This window comes from Chryseotalea sanaruensis (assembly GCF_003990915.1).
In the GTDB taxonomy this organism is placed as follows: Bacteria; Bacteroidota; Bacteroidia; order Cytophagales; family Cyclobacteriaceae; genus Chryseotalea; species Chryseotalea sanaruensis.
In genome coordinates this window covers 130,973-155,075 of sequence record NZ_BHXQ01000004.1, presented here as the reverse complement: position 1 = coordinate 155,075, position 24,103 = coordinate 130,973, and the positions used below count along the sequence as shown (strand labels likewise).

20 protein-coding genes are annotated in these 24,103 nt (G+C 38.0%); 4 read left to right on the top strand and 16 right to left on the bottom strand.

The window, feature by feature from the left end; translation table 11 throughout:
- Positions 1–22 precede the first annotated feature (22 nt).
- From SanaruYs_RS11470 to SanaruYs_RS11410, 13 genes are all read right to left on the bottom strand, one after another.
- The gene (locus SanaruYs_RS11470) at positions 23–529 is read right to left on the bottom strand and encodes a phosphoribosyltransferase family protein (RefSeq protein ID WP_174842772.1); all 507 of its coding nucleotides are present in this window, start codon (positions 527–529) and stop codon (positions 23–25) included.
- Positions 529–1,005, bottom strand: a complete 477-nt coding sequence (locus tag SanaruYs_RS11465) for an Lrp/AsnC family transcriptional regulator (RefSeq protein ID WP_127122702.1) — start codon at positions 1,003–1,005, stop codon at positions 529–531. The genes SanaruYs_RS11470 and SanaruYs_RS11465 overlap by 1 nt, the downstream gene beginning before the upstream one ends.
- A 69-nt stretch (positions 1,006–1,074) precedes the next feature.
- Positions 1,075–4,611 (bottom strand): PKD domain-containing protein, encoded by a 3,537-nt coding sequence (locus SanaruYs_RS11460; protein WP_160118644.1) that lies wholly within the window; start codon positions 4,609–4,611, stop codon positions 1,075–1,077.
- 2 nt (positions 4,612–4,613) lie between these two features.
- On the bottom strand, positions 4,614–5,768 hold the full coding sequence (locus SanaruYs_RS11455; protein ID WP_160118643.1) for a glycosyltransferase family 4 protein: 1,155 nt from the start codon (positions 5,766–5,768) through the stop codon (positions 4,614–4,616).
- A complete protein-coding gene (locus tag SanaruYs_RS11450; RefSeq protein WP_127122699.1) occupies positions 5,765–6,472 on the bottom strand; it encodes a class I SAM-dependent methyltransferase in 708 nt (235 codons plus the stop codon). The genes SanaruYs_RS11455 and SanaruYs_RS11450 overlap by 4 nt, the downstream gene beginning before the upstream one ends.
- The gene (locus SanaruYs_RS11445; RefSeq protein WP_127122698.1) at positions 6,469–7,701 is read right to left on the bottom strand and encodes a glycosyltransferase; all 1,233 of its coding nucleotides are present in this window, start codon (positions 7,699–7,701) and stop codon (positions 6,469–6,471) included. The genes SanaruYs_RS11450 and SanaruYs_RS11445 overlap by 4 nt, the downstream gene beginning before the upstream one ends.
- A gap of 5 nt (positions 7,702–7,706) precedes the next feature.
- Positions 7,707–8,810, bottom strand: coding sequence for a glycosyltransferase (locus tag SanaruYs_RS11440; RefSeq protein ID WP_160118642.1), 1,104 nt, complete (start codon positions 8,808–8,810; stop codon positions 7,707–7,709).
- 5 nt (positions 8,811–8,815) lie between these two features.
- Positions 8,816–9,952 (bottom strand): glycosyltransferase family 4 protein, encoded by a 1,137-nt coding sequence (locus tag SanaruYs_RS11435; RefSeq protein ID WP_127122696.1) that lies wholly within the window; start codon positions 9,950–9,952, stop codon positions 8,816–8,818.
- Positions 9,949–10,806 (bottom strand): FkbM family methyltransferase, encoded by an 858-nt coding sequence (locus tag SanaruYs_RS11430; RefSeq protein ID WP_127122695.1) that lies wholly within the window; start codon positions 10,804–10,806, stop codon positions 9,949–9,951. Before SanaruYs_RS11430 ends, SanaruYs_RS11435 begins: the two co-directional genes overlap by 4 nt.
- Positions 10,807–10,813: 7 nt before the next feature.
- Complete coding sequence (locus SanaruYs_RS11425; RefSeq protein WP_127122694.1) at positions 10,814–11,671, bottom strand: FkbM family methyltransferase; 858 nt, start codon at positions 11,669–11,671, stop codon at positions 10,814–10,816.
- A 13-nt stretch (positions 11,672–11,684) separates the two neighbouring features.
- Complete coding sequence (locus SanaruYs_RS11420) at positions 11,685–12,272, bottom strand: class I SAM-dependent methyltransferase (protein WP_160118641.1); 588 nt, start codon at positions 12,270–12,272, stop codon at positions 11,685–11,687.
- Positions 12,273–12,321: 49 nt separating this feature from the next.
- Entirely contained in the window at positions 12,322–13,551 is a 1,230-nt protein-coding gene (locus tag SanaruYs_RS11415; RefSeq protein WP_218022436.1) for an ABC transporter ATP-binding protein, read from the bottom strand.
- A gap of 102 nt (positions 13,552–13,653) precedes the next feature.
- Positions 13,654–14,481: an ABC transporter permease gene (locus tag SanaruYs_RS11410; protein ID WP_127122692.1), complete on the bottom strand. Its 828-nt coding sequence runs from the start codon at positions 14,479–14,481 to the stop codon at positions 13,654–13,656.
- A gap of 298 nt (positions 14,482–14,779) precedes the next feature.
- On the opposite strand from SanaruYs_RS11410, the gene SanaruYs_RS11405 reads away from it, so the two are divergent.
- Positions 14,780–15,628, top strand: coding sequence for a glycosyltransferase family 4 protein (locus SanaruYs_RS11405; RefSeq protein ID WP_246011898.1), 849 nt, complete (start codon positions 14,780–14,782; stop codon positions 15,626–15,628).
- A gap of 12 nt (positions 15,629–15,640) precedes the next feature.
- Here the strand turns inward: SanaruYs_RS11405 and SanaruYs_RS11400 are convergent, their stop codons facing one another.
- The 3 genes from SanaruYs_RS11400 to SanaruYs_RS11390 are packed head-to-tail and all read right to left on the bottom strand — an operon-like array spanning position 15,641 to position 19,056.
- Positions 15,641–16,957 carry a hypothetical protein gene (locus SanaruYs_RS11400; protein WP_127122690.1) on the bottom strand — a complete coding sequence of 439 codons (1,317 nt, stop codon included), beginning with the start codon at positions 16,955–16,957 and terminating at the stop codon, positions 15,641–15,643.
- 11 nt (positions 16,958–16,968) lie between these two features.
- A complete protein-coding gene (locus SanaruYs_RS11395; RefSeq protein WP_127122689.1) occupies positions 16,969–18,045 on the bottom strand; it encodes a mannose-1-phosphate guanylyltransferase in 1,077 nt (358 codons plus the stop codon).
- Between the two features lie 42 nt (positions 18,046–18,087).
- Positions 18,088–19,056, bottom strand: a complete 969-nt coding sequence (locus SanaruYs_RS11390; RefSeq protein ID WP_127123037.1) for a KpsF/GutQ family sugar-phosphate isomerase — start codon at positions 19,054–19,056, stop codon at positions 18,088–18,090.
- Positions 19,057–19,130: 74 nt separating this feature from the next.
- On the opposite strand from SanaruYs_RS11390, the gene recQ reads away from it, so the two are divergent.
- From recQ to SanaruYs_RS11375, 3 genes are all read left to right on the top strand, one after another.
- On the top strand, positions 19,131–21,320 hold the full coding sequence (gene recQ / locus SanaruYs_RS11385; RefSeq protein WP_127123036.1) for a DNA helicase RecQ: 2,190 nt from the start codon (positions 19,131–19,133) through the stop codon (positions 21,318–21,320).
- 170 nt (positions 21,321–21,490) lie between these two features.
- A complete protein-coding gene (gene purD, locus SanaruYs_RS11380; protein WP_127122688.1) occupies positions 21,491–22,777 on the top strand; it encodes a phosphoribosylamine--glycine ligase in 1,287 nt (428 codons plus the stop codon).
- Positions 22,778–22,854: 77 nt separating this feature from the next.
- A complete protein-coding gene (locus SanaruYs_RS11375) occupies positions 22,855–24,102 on the top strand; it encodes a PSP1 domain-containing protein (RefSeq protein ID WP_246011897.1) in 1,248 nt (415 codons plus the stop codon).
- Position 24,103 lies beyond the last annotated feature (1 nt).

Here is a 24,103-nt window from a genome sequence, read left to right as displayed (position 1 = left end):
ATTTCGAATTTCAAATTTATAATTACTTAAGAAAGACTGCTGTTTCTTTGCCCAACACAACCTCAACATGGTCTTTGATGGTTGTTGCCAATTCATAACCAGTGTATTTTGGTAAAATTGGAAAAGAACTGTGGCTTCGGTTCACCAGTACTGCTATTTCAATACACTTTACTTCTACATCTAAAAATGGTTTGAGGCTGTAAGCCAACGTACGTCCTGTGTTCAGCACATCATCAACTACAACTATCACGCGTTTCTTAACTTCCTTCAAGTCGCAGTCGATATAAACAGTGTCTTGCTGAGGCTCTGTTTTATTTAGATGGACTTTTGTAAGCAAAGTTTTAATGGGAGAAATTGCCTCCAGTTCTTTGGCTAACAACTTAGATAATGTATAGCCCTGCCCATCAATACCTGCAATAACCACTGTACGGTCTTTGCTATGATTTTCATAAATCTCATATGCCATGCGCTTAATTTTTTGTTTTACCTGGCGCGCATCCAGTATGAGGGTTTTATCCGACACCGTCATTAATTATTAGGCAAGGGTAATACTTTACTGTCCTTAAAAGTTGATAGGATGACCATAGACTGTAGACCATCCACTACATCAATATTAGAAACCTTATCCAGCATAAGCTGTTGGTAAGCAGCAATATCAGAGCAAACAATTTTTAATACGAAGTCACCTGCACCTGTTATATGATGACATTCAACAATCTCTTCAATGTCATGAATGGCTTTGTTGAATTTATTGATGTTGTCTTTGTTATGGCCTTTTAATGATACCATTACAAAAGTGCTCACACCTAAGCCAACAGAAGCGGGGTCTATTACTGCGTGGTAGCTTTTAATAACGCCTGCATTTTCGAGTTTGTTAACACGCTCCAAAGTAGGTGCTGGAGACAAGCCTATTTCTTTTGCTAATTGTGCGTTTGTAATGTTTGAATTCTTTTGAAGTAGTTCAAGGATCTTGCGATCGGTGGCGTCTAGTTTTATGTTTTTCATATTGTAAAAAAGATTTGTAGCCAAATATAATTTGGTTAAAGATAAGGGAAAATCCTCACGTTTTAAGACCTAGCGTGCTATAATAGTCCGGAAATAATGCGCTTTGGAGGCTGATTTAAGCCTAATGTAATAAATACCCGCTTGCCAGTCCATGGTTTGGAGTACAATTGTATTTAGACCCTGTTTTGCGCTGATGCTTTCAGTAGCTATACCGTTGCCCAGGTTATCGGTTACCGCTATCAAAACCTGCTCATCTGCTGGTGAAATCCATTCTACTGTTACCGAGTTGTTTGCCGGATTAGGGTATGGACTGGTTAGTACTGAACTTGTGTTAAAAGTAATGCAGGCCTCGGTGTTCTCTAGTGCCTCATTGTTTGGCAATAGTAACCGAACACATGCATAGCTCAAGTTATTGACATTACTTACCTGAGTTGCAAAAGTATAATCGATTGCATCTCCCGGATCAATGCTATTATTAACAACCTCCTGAAGCGTGGCGGAATTATCCAATCGTATTTCAATTCTAGGATTTTGCACTAATACATTACCGCTATTCACTATGTTGGTGAGAAGTAAAAAAGATCCATCTGTATTTTCAATAATTCTAAAATTATCGAGCGTAACATTAAGAAATGGAAAAGCCACAGCTATCAATTTGCTTGTAGTGCTTTCGCAACCTGCCGTATTGTAAGCAGTAAGATCAACAGCATATTCGCCAACTTCAGTAAATGTGAACGCAGGACTATTTAGATTGCTTGTATTGTTATTCGAATCATTAAACCTCCAAGCAAAAGAGTTAGCATCTACGGATAAATTAGTGAAGGTAACCGCTAAAGGAGGCGGGCCTGATAAAGGCGTAAAAGAAAAATCTGCTTTTGGCTCTGGTAAAATATTAACAGCTTTAGTTATGGTGTAAGCGCATCCACTGGTTGCTGAAGCGGTTAGTTGTACTTCCTGAATTCCTGGTTGACTGTACAAAAAATTAACCGAAGAGCCATTTCTTTGTTCTTCACTAAAAGTCCAAGTGTAGGTTAGCACTGGATCTGATTCATCATTGATTAGCGAAGTAAATTGTGTTGAAGTGTTTACACAGTTAAAGGCACTTTCAAAATTTACTACCAAGGGTACTGGCACGTTTATTTGTTTAGTAGCAGTACCCACACATCCATTAGAGGCTGTAAGTGTAAGGCTTACCTGGTAATCGCCTGGGGTTGAAAAAACATGACTTGGTGATGCCGTAAAATAAAAATTATTTCCAATCTGCCATTGCCAGGCGTTGGCTGTTGTTGTAGTTGTCTCTTGCAGCACAACGGCAGTTTCCACACAAGCTGCAGTGTTGGTAATACTTGGTGTTGGTGATTGTGCGATGGTAATTGTTTTATTTAGCGTAGCCACGCAATTCTGATCAGAAGTAACAGTCAGTGAAACATTATAATCGCCACTTAAAGCGTAAGTATGCTGAGGATTTTGTGTTGAAGCACTTGCGTTCTGATCATCAAAATCCCACTGCCAAGTGTTAATGTTGCTGTCTGTAAGTGCTGGAGTAAGGTCGTTGAATTGTGTAGGCGTGCCATTACAAGAAAACGGTGGAAGGTCAGTATTAAAGTTTGGCACTGGGACTGAGAAGATTTGATGGGGCAATGACTTTGTACTAAGGCAACCGTTGGTTCCTAAGGTTTGCAACTCAATTGTATAATTACCTGCTGATGCATAATTAACAAAAGGACTCGTATCGTTACTTGATTGACCATCTCCAAAATCCCAAGCAGAGCTGGCAATATCTCCCTGTGAATTATTGGTTAGCTGAGTACTTTCATTAAGACAACTACCTTCGGCAGTGAAATCTACAGTTGGCCCCACTCCTACGCCTGTTAATACTTGCACAGATTCACTTGTGCAGCCGGGTATAGAGGCCTGCAATGTTAATTCCTTGTCGCCACCGCTCGTAAATGTATATACAAGGTCTTCATCTGTGCTGACAGGTACATCGTCTAGTAACCATTGAAAGCTCAGGTTGCCCTCAAAGGAATCGACAGTATTATTAGTAAAGGTAAATTCGTTGCTAGTGCATATAAGGCCAGTGGGAAGGGCAAAGGTGGCGGAGGGGGGATTATAGATTTTGATTGTTCTCTCGGTGAAGTTGTTGCAGCCGTTTGCTGCTTCAACCTCTAATCTTACTAGGTAATCTCCTGAAGACAAATACTGATGTGTTGGACTTAACTGATCAGATTCGTTTGTATCGCCAAAAAACCATGCATAGTTTTGAATTGGAATATCTGATGAAGCTGAAAAATTAACAACTCCATCTGTACAAACTCCGTCCGTTTGTAGTTCTACCAATGGCGCAGCAATATCTTGGATAAGTATTGACTTAGTTATTTTTTCAGTTAATCCATCTCGCACTGCCCGTAAAGAAATATCCTTTACCCCAGGTATGCTGAAGGAAATTTCGGGAGGGTCTTCGTTTACTGAATAATGAATATTCACATCACTACAGGATTTATTAAAGTATAAAATAACAAGCGAGCGTGAAACTGTTGGAAATGTAAGAGCACGCCAAACTCCCTTCTCATAAAATAACGTGAGTGCAAGCGTGGGTCCAAAGGAAGCTGGATTAACAATACTCGATGATTCGATTGAGCTAAAATTCGAAGTTCTTTCAAAATGAATCCGGTGAACTGAACCACCGTAAGCCATCACCAGTAATACGTTTTCATCACCCCAGTTAGCAAGTACCAATTTTACAGGGTTAGGAATAGAGGGCAATAAAGCAGTAATATCTGTAACAATAGCAGGTTCTTCTAGTCCGTTACTAAATTCTACTGTTTGAAAGCTGCTGTTACTAAACGATCCAGCAATACCACGCCACCTACCATCCTGATATTTCTGAAAGCTAAAGCCATAAGGATTACTCGAACCCGGTAATAAAGTATTCAACAGTAAGCTGGGTGAATTATTCGTAATACTGGTTCCCAACTTTGCCGTAACCATGTTATTTAGACCAAAATTTAAAACCAGTAGAAAGTAGTTTGAATTCTCTCGTACAATTTCTATATCTATAGGACTACCTAGTGTATTTTGAAAGTCTACCTCGACAAATGAAGGGTTAGATGTGAGTTGCGATCCAAAATCTAAGCGAAAAACCTTATTGTTACCCGTACTGGTAATAAAACAATACCAAACATCTAAAACCTTTATTAAAACAATACCCTGAGGGCTTAATAATGCCATTCCAGCAGGCAAAACCACCTCTTGGTTTGTAGGAATGTTACTCAAGTCATCGCCAAACTCCAGCCTAATTAATTTATTGGTGTTGCGATCAATAATAAAACCAAAATACATTCCATCATCCTCAACAATCCGCATACTCGCTGCTTGATCAATTGTATTGATTTGGTGAGGGGTGCCTACAGAAACTGATTCGAGCAAATCTCCTTCACAAAAATCCCACTCAAAATTTTCAAAATTATTTTTTATAACGTCTTTAATAGCAATTTGCTCGCCATAACACACAGTACTCGGTAATGTAAAATCGAGTTCTTGCGCATTTAGAAAAATCAAACACGAGAGACTATTAAGGATAAAAGTTAGAATCAAAGTTTTCATGCTCATAAAGAGGAAGTCAAGCCTTTAGTACTTTCACCTAAGGTTAAGCTATATAAAGTTTTGAGTCGGTATGATGTGTTTTCAATGCTAAATCTTTCACGAGATCGTCTTCTCCCATCATCTCTAAATTTATTACGAAGATTTTTATCTCGAGCTAACCGTAACATTGCTTCACTCATAGCATTAATATCTCTATTTGGCGTTAGTAACCCCGTATCATTATGATCGATTATTTCAGCTGGCCCACCGCAGTCGGTGGCAATTAAGGGAGCCCCGTAGAATAATGCTTCAAGGCAGGTAATAGAAAAAGATTCAGATTCAGAAAAATTAAGGGCAATATCGGCTCTTTTGTATTCAAGCTCTGTATCTTCAATAAAATCAATCCACTCAACTTTGTGACTAACACCTAGTTCAAATGCTCTTTCTTTCAACGATTCTTTAAATAGTCTATTTTTCTTCAATCCCATATCTCCACCAACAAAGCGAAGTTTCCAATTAGGTAATTGATCAGCTATTTTTGCAAATGCCTCCAATGCGAAATTTTGTCCTTTCCCGGCAATATAATTTGAGAGATAGAGGAAAGAATGGCTTGTTCGACTCTCATCATTCATTAAATTATGGGTTTCTCGGATTGGGAGTTCATTGGGTATCCATTCTACTTTTGGACTTAATGGTAACTGGTTTTTAAGATAGTTTGATACCACAATTATTCTTTGCGCAAATTTATCATGCAAAAGAAACCAAAATCTGAAAAGTAAAGGGGGAAAGCCATTAGGCAAAAACCGAATATGAGAGAAATAAGGCTTATCACCACCCATTAATTTATAAAGAACAGGGGTAAGGTTATACAAATCATTTGAATGTATCAGATCAATTTTCTCCTTCTTAACTATACTCCTAATTTTAATTGAGTTAACTATTAGATAAGGAACATATAAAAGAATAGCGCTTACTTTTCTACTGAGCTCTTTCATTGGGAGTTCATAAATAAGCTCAAAATCGAATTTTTCTATCAACTGTCGGCCTTGACTTTTCGAGGGGAGTACAAAAACAAAAGAATAATATAAACGCAAGTCTGAAGCAACTCTCACAATAGATTTTAAAGCGCCCGTAACATGTGTACTGTTTTCGATAATAAGTATCTTAGGTTTTATCATTGCAGAATCGGTACATCGGTAATTCGCCATATTGCCAATGCTTTGTCAGCAAAACGCTCATCATCGTTAAAGAGTTCAGAAGCAACATATAAAGGCTTAGGGAAATTAAATGGTTGCGCTTGTAAATTGATTGGGCGCCAATCGCCCGTAAGAATATCGTGGTTAGTATGATTCGGAAAAGTAGTCGTCATCAAATATGTCGCTTTCGAATCTCGAATATTATTAATGGCTTTGAAAATATCCTTAAATGAAAAATGAACCAAACAATCCCTACAAAAAAGCAAATCAACTTTTGGCAAAGCATCATTCAATAAATTGAGCTTTTCAAATTTTATTTTCTCTGTTGAAAATTGAGCCTGATTAGATGCAATCAATTCTTTAACAATATCAGCTCCTAGATATTGAGTATTTTGAAGATCTACATGTTTCATCCAATGAAAGTCTCCACATGGAATATCTAATAAAAACTGAACTGAAAACTTACTTAAGGTTTCATTAACAAGTTGAATAACAGTTTCTGTATTTTTTTTATTTGAGCCTGTGCCTGATCTAGATTCGGAATCCCGCCAATGGTTCTCTTTAAAAATAGTCTCAAAAATTTGTTCAGTTGATTTTCCCTTAAATCTATAATGTGCTGCATAATTAATGAGACGGTTTCGCCATCCAACTAGTTTAGGAAACATTTTCTTTAGAATTGCTTTCATAGTAAGATTCTATCAACTAGTTTACTTACCTGCGAAGCATTTTGTTCTTTAGAAAAGGCTACAGCACGGCCAGTTGATTTTTTTTTATAATACTCCAAAACTACCTTATCGTTAATTAATTCGGAGAATGCTTTTGTCCAGACTCCCTGAGTTGACTCATTCAATATAGGGAGCAACACACCAAATTCAGCTTTATAAGGATAATCTATTTCTATTGAAAGTGGAGATTTTTCTGTATCCATTAACATCTCTCTAGGGCCTGTAGGGCAATCAGCTGATACAATAGGTATTCCACAATACATAGCCTCGCCTAAAACCATAGGGAATCCCTCCCACATAGAAGGAAGAACAAAAACTGTGGCTCTTTTTATAAATTGAAATGGATTACTCTGAAATCCCAAAAAATATACTTGATACGCTGCATGTAATTCCATAGCTGACCACGGGTGGTACGTATTCAACTTTAAATCAGCACATAAATCTAACAATTCATCACGCAAATCTCCTTCACCAACAATAACTAATTTACAATGATGTGTTAAAACAAAAGAAGCAAACCAGTGCAACATAGCTGCCGGATTTTTTTGTGTGACTAATCGGCCTGAGAAAATCAAAACCGGAGCACCTTCATAGATAGGCTGAAAATTGGCTGGTATAGCTATGTTACCTTTATCACTGATTGTCTCTCCATCGAAATAATTATAAATAGTTTGGATGGCCTTTGGCTTGACACGATAATGAAATATTAACTCTTGCTTTATCGCCTCACTTACAGTAACAACACAACTAGCTCGACTATACATAAACGGAATTAATAATCTATGTCGAATAATCCCCAGAATCCCAGAAATATTCTGATCATACCACTTACTACCATGTACCCATGTTATGGTTTTTTCACCTTGTGCTGATAATATATTAATTAGATCGGCTCCCTCTAAATGACTAATGGATATATCGGGTTTTAACTTTTTCTTTAAAGCACGTAAAGCTTGAATACGTTTGAAAAATTGAATCAACTTACTTAATGCATTAGCGCCACCCGCTACATTCAGCGAAAACACTTCGTTACCTGATTGAAACGCATGACCTGCATCAAAATTAAACACACACTCGACTACTTTATGATTTCTCGAAAGCTCTATTGAATGATTATAAAAAACACGCTGCGCACCTCCAAAATTCAAATTTGGGATAATCATTAAAATGATTTTTTGTTGCCTATTCATATATACTAGTCAACATTAAAATAATCATACTGGTTTAAAACGGATGAGATATGAAACTTCTCTATTATAGATTGATTTAAGGCAGCGCCAAGTTGGTTTCTAATCTTTTGATTTGTATGCTGAGCAATTATTTCACATGCCTCCATTAAAAAAGTGTCTGGATGAACAAGCATAGAATTTTCTTCATGAACTAGATAATCATCAAAATCACCAATTCCCTTACATGCAATAACCGGAAGCTTTACTAATCCAGCCTCTTTAATCACCACACAACTAGCCTCTGAAATAGAGGGGTGTAGTAACCAATCAGATCCTTTCAACTGATCTAGGACATCATCTCGGTAACCTAAAAATTCTACCTGGTTTGTCAGACCATATAGATTAACCAATTGCTCAAGGTCTGTTTTCATTTCTCCTGCACCTAAATACTTCAAGGAAGCCTGTATTCCACGATCTGTCAATCTCTTAAGTACTTCAAGCGAAAGTTCAGGTCTCTTATTAGGCTCCAACCGTCCAACAGTAATTAATCCTATGGCTCCTTGCAATTGGCTTCTCAATTGACTCACGCGAGAATCATCTACCGGAGTGAATAAGTTAAAGTCATAGCCTAAATTTATATGAACAATTTTGCTTCGGTTAATTCCTTCCTTCAGAATCATGTACTCCTTAGTAGCCTTGGCTACAACAATTACATGATTTGCCAATCTGTATGTTAATTTATAAGATAAGTCGTTAGAAAAACCAGCAAGCGCTGCTAAATCATGGTGGTGCCTAACTATAATAACTTTTGCTCGGATAAGGTACTGTGCCAATACCGCAATAAAATTAGCTGGCTCAAGATGGCTATAGACTATATCTATCTTATTCAACCATACAAATTTTGCTAATTGAATGCTGTAAAAAAACGTTCTTACTATCGATGATTTTAGTTTGGGAATACTAACTCTTTTATAGATAACTCCCGCTTGTTTACAAATTGTCGGTAAATAATCATTTTGCTGTTGATTAATAAAAAATACCTGGTGCCCTTTTTTAACAAACTCAACCATTAGCGACTCTTGATCACGAACTCGGGTTCTAATAGAGGTATAGAAAAGAATTCGTTTCATTACCATCAAGAGGTTTGTATTGATACTACACTCTGTAAGTTACGCACCCAAGAATTCCAATTAAAAGTATTTCGGTACGCTTCTAAACAATTCTCGGACAACAATTTATAAGATTCCTTTTCACATAACAATTTAGTTATAATGCGAACATATCCTTCCACATCATCTTCCAAAAATAAAAAACCAGTTATTCCGTGCTCTACCTGTGAAGCTATGCCACCAGTATTAGTGGCGAGCACTGGTAAACCAAACGAAAATGCTTCAGATATCACAATTGGTGTACAGTCAGCACGTGTTGGCAAAACAAAAAACAAAGCCTGTTTAAATAACCTTTTAATTTGTAAGTCTCCTGCTTCACTGTCTTTGTCAATATGAGGTATTACCGTCACGAATTCTGGAATAGTTTCCTCAGCCGGAAAAGATAAGCCAACCATTGTTAATCGGGAGGGAATGCCGAGACCTAATAATGCTTGATGAATTTTCAGGGCAATGTCAGCTCCTTTGCGTTTCCAATCTACACCAACAAATAGCAGGTTACAGTCTTCTTGAAGAACAGTTTTGGGTGTATGTATTGTTGCTGCCTCAGAAATATTCGATCCAAACGGTATTGTAATGCAGTGTCTGGAAAATTTGCTTTGCACAAAAAATGTTGCCCAATCAGATGAAAAAATAGAATGAGTTATTCGCTTAAATGCATAACGTTCAACAAGTTCAATCTCTTTGACTGAGAACTTAGCGACACTCATCAAAGCCGGATAGAAATTAATAAGCTGCAATGTTGAACAATCACCATATGCAACTATTGGTATGGATGTTCGCAAGAACGCTAACTCTGTTAAGCCTGCAGGCGAAAAAATAAATTGTATGTTTCGCTTATTTCGTAGCCGAATTGATCCTGCCATGCCATACAGAATAGCCATCACCACCCCATAATCAAACACATACTGTTTACCTGTTAGCTTTAAAAAAAAAACACTGAAGTAATATCCTATCCGCCTTACAACTGAAAACGAGGGGAGAGAAACATAGTCAACTTCATATATTGTTGAGAGGGAACGAAAAAGAAAAAATGGAATTCCAGACCAATCCTTTGTTGTGAATGGATTTTTTGAACTTAAGAAAACGATTCTCTCACGCTTCATACGTTAGACTCAAAACCACTAGTCAACAAAGGGTTGTATGCATACACATAATCATCAACCATGCTATTTGCGGTATTTTGAGTAACTACAACAAAATTACTTTTTTCGAGAAATTGCAACACTATATCTTTTGTTTTAAAGAACTCCGACTCCCCGTTTTTATATCGGAAATCATGACAGGAAATTGCCATATGCTTTATACGTGAAAGAGAACGCTGCATACCTCTTATGATTAACTGTTCTGCCCCTTCCACATTCATTTTCACTAAGTCGATACGATCAATGTTATTGCGTTCAACAAAGTCATCAAACGTCTCTGCATCAACTTCGAAAGCCTTCTTTTTAGGGGTTGATAAAATTGTGTTAGCCAATGAATTATCTGAATCGTCAATGGAAACTGTCCCTGCAATATCAGAAAGTGCCACATTTGAATGCACTACATTTTTAAGATCATTTACTGCTACTAAATACGAAAGCGCTCGAAACGTTTTTGGATGCGCTTCAACAGAATAAACTTTTCCTCCTGAACCTACTAAATCAGAAAAAATAATAGTTTCTTCCCCAACCCCGGCTCCAATGTCAATAACCGTATCCCCCTTTATAGGTAAGTAAGCATAGCCAGATAACTCTTTTAATTGTGTTAGCAAATACTCATAATCATATGCCCACCCTGGCCCTGAGCTTAAATAACTAACACCATCAATTCGAAACTCCCATGCACCAAAATCCTTATGACTTTTAACCGCCTCAATCTTTCTTCCACGCTGCTTGTAACGTAAAAAAATAAGCATTCGTAAAATCCAGCGTGTTGGTGGATTATCTAATACTTGGATGATCGAATTCATACTAGCCATAAAAAAATTATTTAAATTGGGTATTAATACCCACCGTTAGCTCCCCTTGATGCGTAACTTCAAAATTATACTTTGCCAACAATTCTAAAATTGATGATCGAATAGAAAACTCGTCATGAATTTCAATTGCAATAACTTTTACTTTACTCAACCAGCTTAAATCGTTATCCGCTTCAAATAATTTTGCCTCCGCACCCTCAATATCAATCTTAAAAATATCAACAACTCCGCTGAAGCCTGAAACTATCTCATTAGGTGTTAGAGAAGAAATTGTACCGTCACTATTTTTTTCAACTCGAAACGACCATTCGTTTTTATCTCTAAAATCATTAACTACTGCAAGGGTTTCTTTTGTAGGCCAAAGTGCTGCCTGGTGAAGAGTTACTGAGATTAAGTTGTTCACTTCAATATTATGTTGAGTGCGTAAAAAGTTACCCTTGTCTGGCTCAATTGCAACAATTTGAACATCGGGATTTACAGCCTTAAAATAGAGAATGAACAACCCTATATTAGCACCTGCATCAACAATAGTGACAGGAAGCTTTCCAAAGTGGTATTCATATTGTTCTAAAACGTACTGATAGCCAGCATGTACAAGTACCTGATCATACACCCATACATCACTACCCGCCAAGCGTAAATGAACCTTAAAACTTCTTCCGTTTAACCGGTGGGTTACAATAATTTCGTTGCCATCAATATTTGCGGATGGATCTGCTTTTAAAATAACATATAGCTTGTTTTCTTTTACTTGTAAATCCGCATACAATTCCGACCGGAATTTTTTAACCAATTTTCCGCAAATGAGTTGTATCAACTCTTTACTTGTAAAATGCCTTAAAATGGTTAACCGCTTAATGTACATCCGTTACAATTTCTTAGTTTCTTTTTGTGGCGATAGAAAGGGTATCGTAAGCTACTTCTACGGGTACTTTTAGTTTTTTTACTATTGGAATAATATGAATCATGGCGTTCCAAAACTTAATTAACATTATTCGCTTACTCAAATCAAGAAAAGTATATGACTGCCCAGGAATTGTTGGCGTGTATGTATTGACAAAGTGCTCTGCTTCCAGTGACTCAAACTCAGATAGCACAAGTTCTAATTGAACATGATCGCATAATGCGCGCATTCCATCTGGGAAAATTCTCCAGCAATCAACCGGGAACGCATGGTAGGGCCAACTAATAGGATTCACAATAATGATCGTGCCATTTAGCTTTAAAATTCTTTTCAGCTCCGCCATCCAAAGCCAAATTTGCTTTACATGCTCAATTACTTGTCCACTGATGATCAAATCATATGATTCCGATTCTATAGGATAACTGTACTCCTCGGTGGCAACATATGTAATACCGGAATAGTTTGGGGCAATATCTAGCGTATGCCATACAATTGTATTGTTATTAACAACACGTTGGTAAGCAGATGGCACACCCGAGGGGCCAATCTCAAGTACCTTCATATTATCCTTAAAATAGGACAGAGCATACTTTCGCAAAAGCAATTCACTATTAAGATGCATTTATTTCAGATTTAAATTCCCATTTGCAAGACACATAAACATCACCATAAAACCATTTATTCTCATATTGCACAAACTCCGACCCATTATCATAAATACTAATCGGACAAATATTATCAGCTACATCATACCCCATAGTATTTGGACAATGTAACGCAACAAAGAATGTATAATTTCCTGGTGTTAATGTGGTTTTTGGTATCGTAATCCTTACGGTCGTTGGCAAATTCATTTCTAATTTAACATGATCTAACGCTTTATCAGAAGAGAAAACTCTTTGTCCGTTACGATTATTAACAGACACCATTAAATGTGTATTGCGAAGCAGCTGAGTAGCTAAAAAAACAATCTCCAGAACAATCTCTTCATTATGTGCAAAATTTGAAGTCACCTGAGAAAAATTATTTAGCGATTGCACCTGCTGAATAATGTAGCTCTTCCCCATATCTATTGCCTTGCTAACAAAGGTGTTGCTGGTCGCATAGGAATTTGTATAAACATTTATTATTTCATTTACTTCCCCTTGACAAACAATTTTGCCTCTATCAAGTAATAAAGCATTTTTACATAATTGCCCAACCATACCCAACTGGTGACTCACAAACAAAATCGTCCTCCCACTTTTGCTCACATCCTCCATCTTACCCAAGCACTTCTTTTGAAACTCAGCATCGCCAACGGCCAGAACCTCATCAATAATTAAAATTTCTGGCTCTAAAAAGGCTGCAACAGCAAATGCTAAACGCAATTGCATACCACTTGAAAAGTGCTTGAGTGGCGTATCCAGAAATTTTTCTACTCCACTAAAATCAACAATCTCATCAAACTTTGAATCAATTTCAAAGCGTTTCATACCTAGCAAAGAGCCATTAAAATAAATATTCTCCCTGCCTGTTAGTTCAGGGTGAAAGCCTGTGCCCACTTCCAATAAACTTGCCACGCGACCACGAGAAACTATGCTACCACTGGTTGGGGGGGTAATTTTAGATAATACTTTTAACAAAGTTGATTTACCAGCTCCATTCCGCCCAATAATACCAACTGACTCACCTGGATTAACAGAAAAGGAAACATCATTTAATGCCCAAAAATCCTCAACGTTATTCTTTTCAAATTTTAAAGCATTTACCATTCTCTCACGCAAGCTTAAGTAGCCTCCAGATAAATGTTGGATTCTATACTTTTTAGAGATATTCTGTACTTCAAGAATAGGTTTCACTGTCTGTTTTCCAGGTATAAGAAATAAAGCTATTTAAATTATTAGCTTAATGTAAGGGGTAACTACTATCTAAAATTATCGTTTCAATCTCTTATTTCGGCATTAAGCAAAATCTGCAAAAAAATCCTCTGTTCTTTTAAAATAAACCAAACCGATAACTAATAAGATCAAGCCCGATGCCAAACTAATAGTTAGTAAAGTTGTATCAGGATACAAACCCGTTAATGGCATTCTAAACAGCTCAATAGCCGCATACATGGGGGAACAAGCCAATACATATTGCAACAATGGATACTTTAACATTGAAACAGGATAGATCACTGGTGTCAAAAAGAAAAGAACCTGTACCAAAAAGGGAATAACGTATCTGAAATCTCTATACTTAACATTAAGGGCTGCCAACCATGAACCCATACCCAAAGCTGCAATAACGGTAATTATTAACCCTGCTGGCCAAAGTATAATTGCCATCCAACTGAGTGGCTGCTGGTAGTATAGTAATAACATTACAAACAACACAAATGCCATTAGAAAATCAAAAAGTGCCACAAGTATAGATGAAACAGGGATAATCAAACGAGGAAAATAAATCTTCTTAATAATGGAAGCATTGTTTACCATGCTGTTAGATGCATTCGTAAGCCCTGTTGAAAACATGTTCCAAACAAGTAAGCCTGAAAATACATAAACGGGATAAGGTAAATTTTGGGAAGGAATATTGAGCGCTTTACCAAAGAAAAATGTAAAAATAAGCATCATAAATAATGGCTGGAGCACTGCCCACAAAAACCCGAGCGCAGTTTGCTTATACTTAATTTTTACATCCCTCCAAGTGAAAAAATAAAAAAGCTCCCGATAGCGCCACAGCTCTTTCCATTGAAACAACTTGTGCCCACCAGATTCGATTACATACTCTACAGGTTCTGCCATTCTTAAGTCTCTTGCGTTATTTCCGAAAAGGTTTTTTGCCTATTATTCTGCAACTTTATGTAAAGTTACCATGAAAATTCTATTTATTGTCCCTTACCCCACAGGTGAGGCGCCCTCTCAAAGATTTCGTTTCGAACAATATTTTAAGTTCCTTTCAAGCAAAGGACATATTTATCATATTTCTTCCTTTTTAAACGCCCATAACTGGAGGCTATTCTACAAACCTGGGAATTTAGTGCGCAAGGGTGCTGCTTTATTAAGGGGCTTTACTGTCAGGCTTTTGGACTGCTTCAAGTCGATGAACTATGACTTAGTTTTTATACACAGAGAAGCCAGCCCTCTTGGCCCACCACTTTTTGAGTGGATAATTGGTAAGGTGTTGAAGAAAAAAATAATTTATGACTTCGATGATGCCATTTGGTTAACAGATAAGCCAAAAGAAACTCTCTTAGAAAGGTTTGTCAAATCAAGAAGTAAGGTAGGTCAAATTTGCTCTTGGAGTTACAAAATTAGTTGTGGTAATGACTATCTGGCAAACTATGCAAAACAATTTAATGCAAATGTTTTAGTGAACCCTACAACAATCGATACAGAAAGATTAAAAACTTCGACATTGGTTAAAAAGAATCCGCATAATGAAAATATCGTGATTGGCTGGACAGGCTCTCACACAACTTTAAAATACCTAGAAAGCATAGCAAATATTTTATTTAGGATAGAGCAACAATTTGTCAATGTTTCATTTCTGGTAATTGCTAATCGTGAACCTATTCTGAACTTAAAGAACTTAAAGTTCATTCAATGGAAAGAAGAAACTGAAATTGAAGATCTGAGTCAAATAGATATAGGACTGATGCCATTGCCAGACGATGAATGGACAAAAGGTAAGTGCGGATTTAAAGCCCTACAATATATGTCGTTGGGTATCCCTGCTGTCGCATCTCCTGTGGGCGTTAACACTACTATTATTCAGCATAGTACTAATGGTTATCTCGCAAAAACGGACAAGGAGTGGTTTGAAACACTATCAGAATTAATTGAAAAAAGAGAGTTACGCGATCTCCTTGGCCTAAGATCTATTAAAACTGTTGAAATGTATTATTCTGTAAATTCGAACAAAGAGAGATTTCTTAGTCTCTTTGCATAAGCCAAAGGTTAGCTAATATTTTTCTTCTTTACTTGCCCTAATTTTATTAACCATTAACACCAATCCTAAGGCGTAAAAAGGAAGCAAGGGAATCTTATATCGTGCCAAGGTGCCGAAGTTAAATGTTGATACGCCTACACCAAATGCAAACACCAAACTGAAAATAAAACAGAACAAAATATTCGGATCACTGAATGCTTTTAAAAACGCCATTGGATAGCGAAGTAACAAAAAGACAGTTATAGATAAAAAAAGAAAGCTCTCCATTGCGCTCAACAGCATAAGTGGATTTTTCACCTCCCATAGGTATGGTCTGAATAATGAAACGTTTACAGCCTTTGGCGCAAGGGCAAGCATTCCCGTAAAGGTACCATCAAGCTCGCCTAAGGTATAACCTGAACCAGCATCTCTGCCTGTCCAGAACCTGATATCGTAGGCAGTTATTTGTGCTGTTTTTGCGATTTTATCTAGTGAATACTTTTCGTCAGCTTCAGAAATTTTTGCAACACCAAAATATGCGCCCACGATTACAAAAGGAATCAACAATGGCGCAAATACAACACGGGCAACAAAGGAACCTGTAGAAAAAAGCTGTTTAGCATAAACCCAAAAAAAAGCTGCGGGTAAAAAACAAAGAATAATATACATCTTTACTTTAATAATAATCCAGGCACTAAACAGAAGCAGGATTATATTAATAATTGCCAACTTCTTTTCTATCAAAACCTTGTTAATGGCATAGGTGAGCAAACCCAATGCAGAAAGGGTAATCGTATCTTTTAAAACTCCTGAACCCCAAAAAATTACACTTGGAATGAATAGAATTGAAATGGCAATCCATTTATGGAGGTGAGGAAATTGTTTAAAAAAAGTAATAAAAAATGCCCAAGCGCCAGCAAAGCCAAATAATGCAAAAAAAATAGCTGTTGCAGAGTAGGAGGAAAATGTAAGCAAATCAAAAAATGCAGCAATTCTTACTATGAAGAAAGACTTTTCATCATAATAGAAAGGGATTTTCTGTGAATATGAAAATACTTCAGGATGCAATCCCGGTTTCGCAAATAAAAGCTTGAAACCTGTTGCGTAATCATCGGCAAATGCTTCCCAAATAATTCTACTTCCTAAAGTATGATAGTTATAGGTATCTCCACCATTGTAATAAAATTGATAGATGAAGCCTAATGCGAGCGCGCCAAAAATTTTAAGCCAGAGTGCTGGCATAAAATATCTGCGAAGAATAGGATCTTCAATACGGCTCTTGACATAAAGAGATGTCAAAAAAACCATCACTAGTACCAGGGGCGTTACAACGATATCTCTAAGCTCCACCCTTTCTGATGTTAAATAAACTCTGTACTATTAGGTAGACCCTTTACATCATTTACAAATTTTCGAAATTGCTCTTCTTTGTCTTTTTCACAAACAATCACAACGTTTCCAAAATCACCCACCAGATAACCATTAAGTCCCTGTACCACAATTAACTTTCCTTTCGATCCTCTTATAATTGAATTGCGTGTATCGTAAGTTAAGGCTTGTGCCTGAATAGCATTATTATGATCATCTTTTTCTGATATCTCATGAATAGAGCCCCACGAACCCAAATCAGACCAAGCAAAATCACCTAAACAGACATGCACGTTTTCAGCCTTTTCCATTACTGCATAATCAATAGAAATATTTTTGCATTGACCATAGGCTTGTTCAATAGCCATTTTTTCCTGATCCGTTCCTAGGTCTTTTTCAATATCTTCGAACACATCAGCAAGCTCGGCCTGATGTGTTTGTAATGCTTTAACAATTGCCTGTACGCTCCAAATAAAAATCCCAGCATTCCATACAAAGTCTCCGCTTTCTAAAAACTTCTTGGCAATGGCAAGCGCTGGTTTCTCCGTAAAAGTTTTTACTTTTTTAATAAAACCTTTGCCTTCAATAAATTGAATATAACCATAGCCCGTTTCCGGCCTGGTTGGTTTAATTCCCAATGTGATAAGTATATCTTGTTTTGCTGCCTGACTTGCCGCTTTAGTAATTACACTCTGAAAATCTATTTCCTTTAAAACAAGTTGATCCGAAGGAGTAACCACAACAATCGCATTGGGATTCATTTTTCTAATCTTATAACTCGCATAGGCAATACATGGAGCGGTGTTCTTTCTCATAGGCTCAGCCAAAATTTGGCTTTGCATAAGATCTGGCAATTGCTCATGAACAAGTTTGGTATGCTCTTCATGTGTTACTACAAGAATATTCTCTTTAGGACACAGCGGAAGAAATCTATCGTAGGTAGATTGTAAAAGTGTTCTGCCAGATCCCAACACATCCAGAAACTGCTTAGGCTTAGAATTTCTACTATAAGGCCAAAAACGCACACCGACTCCGCCAGCCATGAGCACTATGTACAAATCCTTGTTCATGTTCCAAAAATTAAGATGTTGTCGAGTTCCGTTAGAGACCAATTAAATAATCCCTTCTTTTAGTAAATCGTGAAGGTGCACAAATCCTGCAACTTTTTCATTGTCAGTAACCACCAATTGGGTAATACTTTTCTCTTGCATCACATGTAAGGCTTTGACCGCAAATTCATCTAAAGCTATGGTTTTGGGCGACCTAGTCATAATATCAGCTGCTTTTGCCACTCGGATGTCCACATCTTGCTGAAGCATTCTTCTCAAATCGCCATCTGTAATTATGCCCAATAGATGATCATTGTCATCAACTACAGCCGTACAGCCTAGCCGCTTTGATGATATCTCAAAAATAACCTCTCTTAACGAAGTAGTGGCCTTTACTTTTGGCACCTCATGGCCCGCTACAAGGTCGGACACTTTAAGGTACAATTGCTTACCTAATGACCCACCGGGGTGTAGCTCGGCAAAATCTCGATCATTGAAGTTACGCATCTTTAAAAGACACACAGCTAGCGCATCACCTAATGCAAGGTGCGCAGTGGTACTGGTGGTTGGTGCCAAATTATTGGGACATGCTTCTTCACCAATCGTTGCATTTAGTATGAAGTCTGCCTGCTTTGCCAAATAAGATTGTGTATTGCTTACCAGCGCAACAAGTTGTGAACCTCTGCGTTTTAGTAAGGGCACTAATACTTTTATCTCAGGCGTATTGCCGCTTTTAGAAATGCAGATAACAATATCCTCTTTTTGTATCATACCCAGATCACCATGGATAGCGTCTGCTGCATGCATAAAAAGCGATGGCGTTCCGGTAGAGTTTAAAGTAGCCACCATCTTGTTTGCGATGATAGCACTTTTACCAATACCGGTGATTACCACACGTCCCTTACTGGCCAATATAGCGTGAACGCAAGCCTCAAAGCTTTCGTCCAAATAGTCTATAAGCCGTTGCACAGCTAAGGATTCGTTTTGTAATACTTCCTGTGCAATGTTTTTGATATTTTTTGCTAAATTCAATTCGTAGTCGGAGTTAGCTTTGTAATAGTGCAAAGATAATGTTTTACACTAACCCGCGTTAGGCGTTAATTATGATGTTGGTAGAAGAGAAAGACACCCTCAAACTTAAACTGAAAGAAATTTTCGGTTATTCCCAGTTTAGGGGTAACCAGGAAACCATCATCCAGAACTTGCTGGATGGTCGCAATACCTTTGTTATTATGCCCACAGGGGCCGGCAAATCACTTTGCTATCAGCTTCCTGCCATGGTGCATGACGGATTGGCTATTGTTATTTCACCCCTGATTGCTTTGATGAAAAATCAGGTAGATCAGATGAACGCCTATGGCGTTAATGCTCGTTTTTTAAACTCTACCTTAAGTAAAGGGGAAATAACCCGCTTAAAGAAGGATTGCATGAATGGAGTAGTTAAACTGCTCTATGTTGCACCAGAGTCACTTAATAAAGAGGAGAACATCGAATTCTTGCAAAAAGTCAATGTTTCTTTTGTGGCTATTGATGAAGCGCACTGTATTTCAGAGTGGGGACACGATTTCCGACCTGAATACCGCAGAATCAAAACCATGATTCAGCAGCTTGGCAACTTACCGGTTATCGCCTTGACTGCCACTGCCACACCAAAAGTTCAGATTGATATACAGCGAAACCTGCAAATGGAGGAAGCTGATGTTTTTGTATCCTCTTTTAACAGAAAGAACCTGTACTATGAGGTTCGCCCTAAAAAGGAAACCAAGAAGCAACTCATCAAGTTTTTAAAAGATAACAAGGGTAAGAGTGGTGTAATCTATTGCCTTAGCCGCAAAAAGGTTGAGGAAATAGCACAACTCCTTACTGTTAATGGCTTTAAGGCTGCTCCTTACCATGCCGGGCTTGATCCTGACGTGCGTGAAAAAAATCAAGATGGATTCTTAAATGAAGATATTGATATTATTGTAGCAACCATTGCCTTTGGTATGGGTATTGACAAACCAGATGTACGTTTTGTTATTCACTACGATGTACCAAAATCCTTAGAAGGTTATTACCAGGAAACAGGTCGTTCAGGGCGTGATGGGCTGGAAGGACATTGCTTAATGTTCTACAGTCATAACGACTTAAATAAGCTTGAAAAATTCAATAAAGATAAATCGGTTCAGGAGCGTGAAAATGCAAGGGTACTCCTTCAAGAGATGGAGTTCTATGCAGAATCGCCTGTTTGCCGAAGAAGACAATTACTCCATTACTTTGGTGAAGAGTATAAGCAAGACAATTGCGGCATGTGTGATAACTGCGTGCATCCGCGCGAACGTTTTGAAGGTTCTGAGTTTGTTAAAATTGCCATTGAGGCTGTTAAGCAAACGGGTGAACGTTTTGGTATACAACACCTCGTTAATGTAATTGTAGGACTTGAAGATGATTACGTAAAAAGCTACGGTCACTTCAATTTGCCCATTTACGGAAAAGGAGGAGATGAAAACACCGACTTCTGGAAATCAATTGTTCGTCAGGCACTCATATACCAATATCTTGAAAAAGATATTGACAATATCGGTGTGCTTAAAATCTCAGAACGTGGTGAAGCGTTTTTAAAGAAACCTCACAATGTTGAATTAGCAAAAGATCACGACTTTACTACAGATATTGACGAAGAGGAAGAGTCTAGCGAGAGGCCACCAGTTAATGCCAAAGCATATGATCCTCGTCTTTTTGAAATGCTTAAAACCCTTCGCAAGCAGATGGCGAAGGAAAAAGATTTGCCTCCATATGTAATCTTCCAGGATCCGTCATTGGAAGAAATGGCTACTACTTACCCTACAACTAAAGATGACCTGGCACAGGTTAACGGTGTTGGTATGGGTAAAGTCAATAAGTTCGGTGCAGCATTTATTGAGCTTATCTTAAAATATGTCGATGACAATGATATTGAAACTGCCAGCGATGTAATTGTTAAGAGTTCTGTAAACAAATCGAAAGCGAAGATTCAAATTATTAATCAGGTAGATCGTAAGGTTGATCTTGAGGAGATTGCAGAAACCATCAATCATTCTTTCGAAGACCTGCTTACTGAAATTGAAAATATTGTTTACTCAGGCACTAAACTAAATCTTGGCTATTATATAGATCAGGCTGTTGACAAACATAAACAGGAAGACATTTATGATTATTTCATGAATGCTGAAACTGATAGTTTGGAAGATGCCTTTAATGATGAAAGCCTGATGGATTATAGCGAAGAAGAAATTCGTTTGATTCGCATCAAGTTTATGAGTGAACACGCGAACTAGACACTCGATGTTGGAGGCTGGAGGCTAGACGCTTGATTTTGGAGGTTAGAAATACTAACCTTAAAAATCAAGTCTCGAACTTCCAACCTCGAGCTTCTAGCCTCGAACTTCTAATCAACGAATTAACAAATCATCTAATCAACACATCAAATCTCCTATCTTTGCCGATTATGAATATTCTCATCATCGGTAATGGCGGACGCGAACATGCCTTCGCCTGGAAAATCAAACAAAGCCAACAGTGCGATCATTTATTCGTTGCCCCCGGTAATGCAGGCACTGCACAAATAGCCGAAAATGTTGCTATAGCTGTTGATGATTTTGAGAAGCTAGGCCAATGCTGCCTAGATAAAAAAATAGACCTTGTTCTGGTTGGACCCGAGGTGCCCTTAGTAAAAGGCATCAGGGATTATTTTGAAAGCAAAAAAGAACTTCAACATATTTTACTAGTTGGCCCCGGAAAAAATGGTGCCCAACTGGAAGGCAGCAAAGATTTCTCCAAGCAGTTTATGCTCCGCCACGGAGTACCTACTGCCAAAGCCAGAACTTTTACAGCTTCCGCACTGCAGGAGGCTCTCAATTATATCGATCAATGCAACACACCCATCGTTTTAAAAGCTGACGGACTCGCTGCCGGCAAAGGTGTAGTGATTGCCGAAAATCTGAAGGAAGCCAAAGCGGAAATTACCGAGATGTTGCAGTCGCAAAAATTTGGTGCTGCCAGCAATAAGGTGTTGATCGAGGAGTTTTTAACAGGTATAGAACTATCCGTTTTTGTTTTGACTGATGGAACAGATTACGTTATTCTACCAGAAGCAAAAGACTACAAACGTATTGGCGACAATGATACCGGTCTTAATACAGGTGGCATGGGTGCAGTCTCTCCAGTTGTTTTCGCCACGCCTGAATTTCTAAAAAAAGTAGAAGAACAAGTTGTAAAGCCAACCATTAAAGGACTTCAAGCTGAGAATATTCCCTACCAAGGTTTTGTTTTCATTGGCTTGATGAATGTAAAAGGCGAGCCTTATGTTATTGAATACAATGCGCGAATGGGCGATCCAGAAACGCAATCAGTTATGAGTCGTATTGACTCTGATTTTGTCGATTTGTTAGTTGCCTGCGCTAAAAAGGAGTTAAAAGGTAAAGAACTCAGCATCAGCAAAAATTACGCACTCACTATTGTGATGGCCTCAGGGGGTTATCCGGGAGAGTTTCAAAAGGGCTTCCCCATTTCCGGACTAAATGAGCAACATGAGGCCAACGTATTTCATGCCGGCACAAAATTGAAAGAAAACAGTATTGTAAATGACGGAGGGCGTGTTTTAGGCATTACTGCCACTGGCGCTACCCTGGCTGAAGCAAGAGAGAAAGCTTACAAAAGCGCTTTAAACATTGGCTGGGAAGGTGTAACTTTCCGAAACGACATAGGGCAAGACCTTATGAAGTTATCAGGTTGAGTCTGTGCGAACCTGAACAATATATTCGATCAGCCTTATCAGACTCAGGCTGACATGATAAATATAAATTTTGAGACATGGGATGTGCGTGTGGTACTACCAAAGACAGTTCTGTAAAAGGATGCCAGAATAACGGCACCTGCGGAACAGGTGGTTGCAATAAAATGAATGTATTCGACTGGCTTTCTGACATGGAAGTGCCAGCTGCAGATAAATTTTTAGCGGTAGAAGTTCGTTTTAAAAATGGACGTAAAGAATTTTATCGTAATACTGATAAAATTGAGCTTTACACTGGCGATCCAATTATTGTTGAAGTGCAAAATGGTCATCACTTAGGCTATGTTTCTATGCAGGGCGAACTTGTTCGCTTACAAATGCAGAAGAAAAATATTGCTGACGATGATCAAATCAAAAAAATATACAGAAAAGCAAATCAACGCGACCTTGAAAAACTACAAGAGGTACAAAAACGCGAGATGCCTACCCTGTACCGCACCAGAGAAATTGTAAAAGAAAGGAAACTAAATATGAAACTCTCTGACATAGAGTTTCAGGCAGATAATACCAAAGCAACGTTTTACTACTCTGCTGAAGAGCGTGTTGACTTCCGTGAACTTATTAAAGTACTCGCAACCGAATTTAAAGTTCGGGTGGAAATGCGCCAGATCAACTTGCGTCAAGAGGCCGGAAGACTTGGCGGCATTGGTGTTTGTGGTCGTGAGTTATGTTGCTCTACATGGCTTACTGATTTTAAAAATGTTACAACAGGTGCTGCACGTTATCAAAACCTGTCGCTCAATCCCACAAAACTTTCCGGGCAATGTGGTCGCTTAAAGTGTTGTCTCAATTATGAACTGGAGACTTACATGGAGGCTTTACAGCATATACCAAAAGTAGAGGCCCCACTATTAACACAACAAGGTGAGGCCAAATTACAGAAGACAGACATCTTCCGTAAAATTATGTGGTTTGGTTATGAGAGTGAAAATACCTGGTTCCCCATTAATATTGATCGTGTTAATCAAATATTAGAATTAAACCGTGCCGGAAAGAAGCCCGCAACTCTTGATAAAGATGCTGAAGCAGTAAGAGAACCGCTTGCAACACTTAATAGCGATCTGGTAAGCATGGACAATAAGTTCCGTGATAAAAACAAAAAGAAAAAGAAGAAGAAACCAAATCGTCAGGGAAATAGTAATAATCCCAACCCAAATCGCCCGAATAATCCTAATCCAAATCAGGGAAATAATGCTGGCGGTAATCGCCCCAACAATCCTAATCAAGGTAACAGACCTAATAATCCTAATCGACCACCCAAGGCCTGAC

Coding starts and splice junctions, on each gene's coding strand:
- SanaruYs_RS11445 (WP_127122698.1), bottom strand. CDS start 7,701: ATGAATAGGCAACAAAAAATCATTTTAATGATTATCCCAAATTTGAAT.
- SanaruYs_RS11435 (WP_127122696.1), bottom strand. CDS start 9,952: ATGAAGCGTGAGAGAATCGTTTTCTTAAGTTCAAAAAATCCATTCACA.
- SanaruYs_RS11450 (WP_127122699.1), bottom strand. CDS start 6,472: ATGAAAGCAATTCTAAAGAAAATGTTTCCTAAACTAGTTGGATGGCGA.
- SanaruYs_RS11470 (WP_174842772.1), bottom strand. CDS start 529: ATGACGGTGTCGGATAAAACCCTCATACTGGATGCGCGCCAGGTAAAA.
- SanaruYs_RS11420 (WP_160118641.1), bottom strand. CDS start 12,272: ATGAAGGTACTTGAGATTGGCCCCTCGGGTGTGCCATCTGCTTACCAA.
- SanaruYs_RS11430 (WP_127122695.1), bottom strand. CDS start 10,806: ATGGCTAGTATGAATTCGATCATCCAAGTATTAGATAATCCACCAACA.
- SanaruYs_RS11405 (WP_246011898.1), top strand. CDS start 14,780: ATGAACTATGACTTAGTTTTTATACACAGAGAAGCCAGCCCTCTTGGC.
- SanaruYs_RS11425 (WP_127122694.1), bottom strand. CDS start 11,671: ATGTACATTAAGCGGTTAACCATTTTAAGGCATTTTACAAGTAAAGAG.
- SanaruYs_RS11395 (WP_127122689.1), bottom strand. CDS start 18,045: ATGAACAAGGATTTGTACATAGTGCTCATGGCTGGCGGAGTCGGTGTG.
- SanaruYs_RS11460 (WP_160118644.1), bottom strand. CDS start 4,611: ATGAAAACTTTGATTCTAACTTTTATCCTTAATAGTCTCTCGTGTTTG.
- SanaruYs_RS11410 (WP_127122692.1), bottom strand. CDS start 14,481: ATGGCAGAACCTGTAGAGTATGTAATCGAATCTGGTGGGCACAAGTTG.
- SanaruYs_RS11465 (WP_127122702.1), bottom strand. CDS start 1,005: ATGAAAAACATAAAACTAGACGCCACCGATCGCAAGATCCTTGAACTA.
- SanaruYs_RS11455 (WP_160118643.1), bottom strand. CDS start 5,768: ATGATAAAACCTAAGATACTTATTATCGAAAACAGTACACATGTTACG.
- recQ (WP_127123036.1), top strand. CDS start 19,131: ATGTTGGTAGAAGAGAAAGACACCCTCAAACTTAAACTGAAAGAAATT.
- SanaruYs_RS11375 (WP_246011897.1), top strand. CDS start 22,855: ATGGGATGTGCGTGTGGTACTACCAAAGACAGTTCTGTAAAAGGATGC.
- purD (WP_127122688.1), top strand. CDS start 21,491: ATGAATATTCTCATCATCGGTAATGGCGGACGCGAACATGCCTTCGCC.
- SanaruYs_RS11440 (WP_160118642.1), bottom strand. CDS start 8,810: ATGAAACGAATTCTTTTCTATACCTCTATTAGAACCCGAGTTCGTGAT.